Annotated in this window: 3 protein-coding genes and 1 pseudogene; 2 read left to right on the top strand and 2 right to left on the bottom strand. The window is 60.8% G+C overall.

All coding sequences use genetic code 11. The features are described 5' to 3' along the window. Window positions 1–1,037, top strand: a 1,037-nt coding sequence (locus tag NW827_RS10350) for a hypothetical protein (protein ID WP_414503652.1), incomplete at its 5' end; no start/stop codon positions are given. Between the two features lie 82 nt (window positions 1,038–1,119). On the opposite strand, the gene NW827_RS10345 is transcribed toward NW827_RS10350, so the two are convergent. After that, on the bottom strand, window positions 1,120–1,374 hold the full coding sequence (locus NW827_RS10345; protein WP_414359695.1) for a hypothetical protein: 255 nt from the start codon (window positions 1,372–1,374) through the stop codon (window positions 1,120–1,122). Window positions 1,375–1,573: 199 nt separating this feature from the next. On the opposite strand from NW827_RS10345, the pseudogene NW827_RS10340 reads away from it, so the two are divergent. Further along, a pseudogene (locus tag NW827_RS10340) lies at window positions 1,574–3,076 on the top strand (DNA gyrase/topoisomerase IV subunit A); the annotation flags it as partial. Window positions 3,077–3,763: 687 nt separating this feature from the next. Here the strand turns inward: NW827_RS10340 and NW827_RS10335 are convergent. Next, entirely contained in the window at window positions 3,764–4,138 is a 375-nt protein-coding gene (locus NW827_RS10335) for a hypothetical protein (RefSeq protein ID WP_414503651.1), read from the bottom strand. Between the last annotated feature and the right edge of the window lie 69 nt (window positions 4,139–4,207).

Raw genomic sequence — 4,207 nt, 5'->3', positions numbered from 1 at the left:
GTCTCATGGGCGATAGCTTGTCTTCTTGGTTTCCCCGTGCCCTGGTGATTGGCGCTGCGGTTGTGGGGCTGTCGGGCCTTCCGGCAAAGGCTCAGCAAATTACGGATCCCAGCCCAGCTCAAGCGGCCACTAATGTGGAGCCCACCTCGCCCATCTCGGCTTCTTTTCGCAGCCAAGATGGGGTCAGCGTGCGCCCAGAAACAGTGCGGGTTTTTCTAGACGGCAAAGATGTAACTGCCGAGTCGGTGATTACCCGGGATTTCTTCACCTACCGTCCCTTGCAACCGCTGCCGCCGGGACGTCGGGAAGTCCTGCTGGAGTTCACCAATACGCAAGGGGTGACCCGCCGCGTTACCTGGAGCTTCACCGTGGGTAGCCCCGTCCGCGCCTCTATTGACCTGGTGGATCACAACGCCGGTAATCGCCCCTTGGCGGCGGGCGAGATCCTGTTGGTAACCGTTAAGGGCACTCCCTCCAGCCGAGTAACCGTTTACCTGGTTCAGGACGGACGGCAGGTGCAAACTCTACAAGCCCAGGAAGTTGCCAGTGGCACCTATGTGGTCAACGCCTTGATCGAGCCAAAAGATGCCACCCGCGAAGGGATCGTCATCGCTCGCCTGGAAAACGGCGGCCAGGTGCGCTTTATGACCGCGGAACAGCCAGTTCGGCTGGTTGAAGGAGCTACCGCTGGCATCCAGCGACTCACCCCCCAAGAGGTTCCCTCCAGCCTGCTGCCCCAGATTACCAACCTGCGGGATGGGGATCGGGTTGCCGGTTCTTCGTTTACGCTGCAGGGTACCACGGCTCCCAATGCTTCGGTGCGGGTAACAGTAACGGCTTCGACTTCGCTGGGGGGCATCCTCACCGCTCAGCAGACTGTGATGAACCAAACTGTCCAGGCAGATGGGCAGGGCCGTTTTACCATCACCGTTCGGCCCCCCATTCCCGCTGCTGGCACGGTGTATCAGGTAAACCTCACGGCTACTTCTGGCAACCAAACCAGCCCAACGGTAACCCTGCGCCTTACCCAGCAGTAGGGAACCAGCCCCCCTCGCTCCCCCAGCTTCTGCCTAAGCTTTCAGCGTGGCCTCAACTGGAGCTCCTAGGGCCGAGGGAGGGCTAGTCTGAGTTTTCAAGCTCTGCAGTTGGCGGCGGCTCCTGAACGTCTTGGGTAGGGGTTAGGGAGAGGGAAGACTGCTGTTGCCAGTGCCACAGGAGGGCAGCCATAACCAAAGCAGGAGAGGCAATCATAGCCACAATCACCGGCATCGTCTTCGGCAAGGCCAGGTAGGGGCCACCGTATTTGATTGCAACACTAATAGCAGCAGCAGCCCCCATCAATTGCAGGGCAAACGCCAGGGTTTTGGGCTGCATAGCTCTGCTGCTCCAGTTAGAGCTTGCCATCCAGAGGCCAATTCTTAAGGATCCAGATTAGCACCCAAGGCAAACTTTGCCCTTGCAGGGCGGGTTTAGAAAGTGGCTCTGGGGGGCATAGGTGAACGGAACAGCGCTAGAGTTGGCTACATAGGCAAAGCTGACTAGCGCTATAGAAAGGGTTTCACTCCGCTGTGCCATGACTCAGCAACTCCCTTTTGAAGGAGGGGGATCCCGTCGAGGGCGGGTGATTGCAACGGATTTGCGGGAGGAGATGCAGCGCTCCTACCTGGAATACGCCATGAGCGTAATCGTGGGGCGGGCCTTGCCGGATGTACGGGATGGCCTCAAGCCAGTCCAGCGCCGCATCCTCTACGCCATGCACGAGCTGGGCCTGACGCCGGATCGCCCCTACCGCAAATGTGCGCGGGTGGTGGGGGACGTGCTGGGGAAGTACCATCCCCACGGGGATCAGGCAGTTTATGATGCGCTGGTGCGCATGGCGCAAGATTTTTCCAGCCGCTATCCTCTGGTGGCGGGACACGGCAACTTCGGCTCGCTAGACGACCCGCCAGCGGCCATGCGCTACACCGAGTGCCGGCTGTCGGCACTGAGCCACAGAGTACTTCTAGAGCAGGTGTCGGAGGAGGTTGTCGATTTTATTGCCAATTTCGACGGATCCCACCTCGAGCCAACTGTTCTGCCAGCTCGCCTGCCTGTCTTGCTCCTCAACGGCGCTTCTGGGATTGCTGTGGGCATGGCTACCAGCATCCCGCCCCATAACCTAGGAGAAGTGGTGGACGGCCTGCTGGCTTTAATTGACCATCCCAATCTCAGCCCAGAGGAGCTGTTGCGCTGGATCCCGGGGCCGGACTTTCCCACTGGTGGCCAGATTGTTGATAGCCAGGGGATCCGAGAAGCCTATCTCACTGGCCGCGGCTCCATTACGCTGCGGGGGGTGGCCCGTTTTGAGGAGATCCAGCAGGGCAAAGGACGCCACCGGCGGCCTGCTCTAGTGGTCACCGAGTTCCCTTACCAGGTGAACAAAGCTGCCTGGATCGAGAAAGTGGCGGAGCTGGTTGCCCAAAACCGTCTCAGCGGCATTGCCGACCTGCGGGATGAATCGGATCGCAGCGGCCTTCGAGTGGTGGTGGAGCTCAAGCGAGAGGCCAATCCTCAGGCGGTTTTGCAGCAGTTGTACAAGCTGACCCCTCTGCAGAGCAACTTCGGGGTAATCCTGCTGGCCCTGGTGGATGGAAAACCGCAGCAGCTGAACCTAAAGCAGCTCTTGCAGCATTTTTTGCACTTTCGCGAAGCTACTCTCAGCCGGATGTTTCGCACTGAACTGCAGCAGCTACAGCGCAAGGCGGAAGAGGTGGCGGGGATGGTGCTGGCCCTAGCTGATCTGGAAGGGGTGATCAACTTGCTGCAGCAAGCCCCCGATGGCCCCACAGCCAAAGCCCAACTGCAGGCCCGCTTGGGTTGCACCCCCCAGCAGGCGGAGACAATCTTAGCCATGCCCCTACGCCGCCTGACAGCCTTGGAGCGGGAACGGCTGCAGCAGGAGCAGGCGCAGTTGCAGGCCCGCATCGAAGAATTGCAGGAGCTACTGAGTGACCGCCGCAAGCTCCTGAAGTACTTGAAGAAAGAGCTGCGCCACTTGAAGAAAACCTTCGGGGATCCGCGGCGGACCCAGATTCTTTCTAAGACGGAGCTGGAGGCAGAACAGGCTTAGTCCGTGGGGGCGAAGCTAGCTGCAAGGCCCCTTGCCTAGCCGTTGCTCCCGTAGCAACCCAGCGCAGGGGAAAGGGGGCGAAGAGGTGCTGGTCACTGCGGCAAAGCTTTCACTCTGCCCCTCGAAGGGATCGCGGGGGGTACCCTTGTTGCCACCTTCCCCTTGGGCCTCGATCCCGAAGAGGCAAGCTTGGCAGGGCTCAGCCAACGGGGATCGACGAGCTGAGCTGGGCAGCCCTTCCGATCCCAAGCTGCAGGACGGTGACGTTGTCCTCGCCAGCAGGCGAGTGCTGCGCTTAGCGGCAGAGCCGATCCTACCCCTGGGTTGAAAGCTATGGGCACACCGGCCCTGCATAACCTCCTGGGGATGGCGCCGCTGCCCCCGCGGGGTCCTGATTTAGGGGCTGCTTCTGGGCCAGATCCCAGCCCTGGAGCAGGGCAAGGCAGGCACCGCAGCCTTTCCCCCTCCCGACAAAGTAGGCCTGGTCCCCAACCTGGCAGGGCACTCCTCTCTGCAAGTTGCTCTGCTTACCGAGCTCTCCTCCGCCGCAATCCCGCTGCCAGAGGGATCCCCTTGGACTTGCGCCTGTTTCGGCCGCAGGGCAAGATTGAATAGCTCCGCAGACAGCTTTGGGGGAAGGCAGCAGTCTGGACGCTAGGACAGCAAGCCATTCCCCAGCGAGGCAGAATCAGCCGGCTTAAGGCCGGGATCCGCTGGCGGCGCCTCGGGGTGGCGGACAGGCTTGGGAAGAGTGCCGCCTGACTTGAGGACCAAGCAGCGCACAGTTTGGTGCAGTTCCTCCAGCAAGATGTTGAGGGCAGAGCGGAAGTCGCGCTGGTCCTCCTGCATTTGTTCCAGAATGGCGCGAATGACTTCTTTGCAATCCTTGAGGATGTGTTGCTGCTGAGCGATGATCTGCACCAGCTCAGCGTGTTCTTTGAGGAGCTCCCGCAAGCAGGCGCGCAGCTCGTCCACCTGGCTTTGCCAAAAGGCCTGCCCCCCCCGCAGCTCCATGACGCTGATGCGCAAGTCAGCTGTTGAGTTACGCAGCGCTTCACTTTTGGCTTAGCCCGATCTCCGTGCCCCCGCGGCGTAGCG

Source organism: Synechococcus sp. H70.1 (assembly GCF_047502705.1).
Classification (GTDB): Bacteria; Cyanobacteriota; Cyanobacteriia; order Thermostichales; family Thermostichaceae; genus Thermostichus.
The sequence above is the reverse complement of the archived record's forward strand: the minus strand, read 5'-3'. Positions and strand labels throughout refer to the sequence as shown.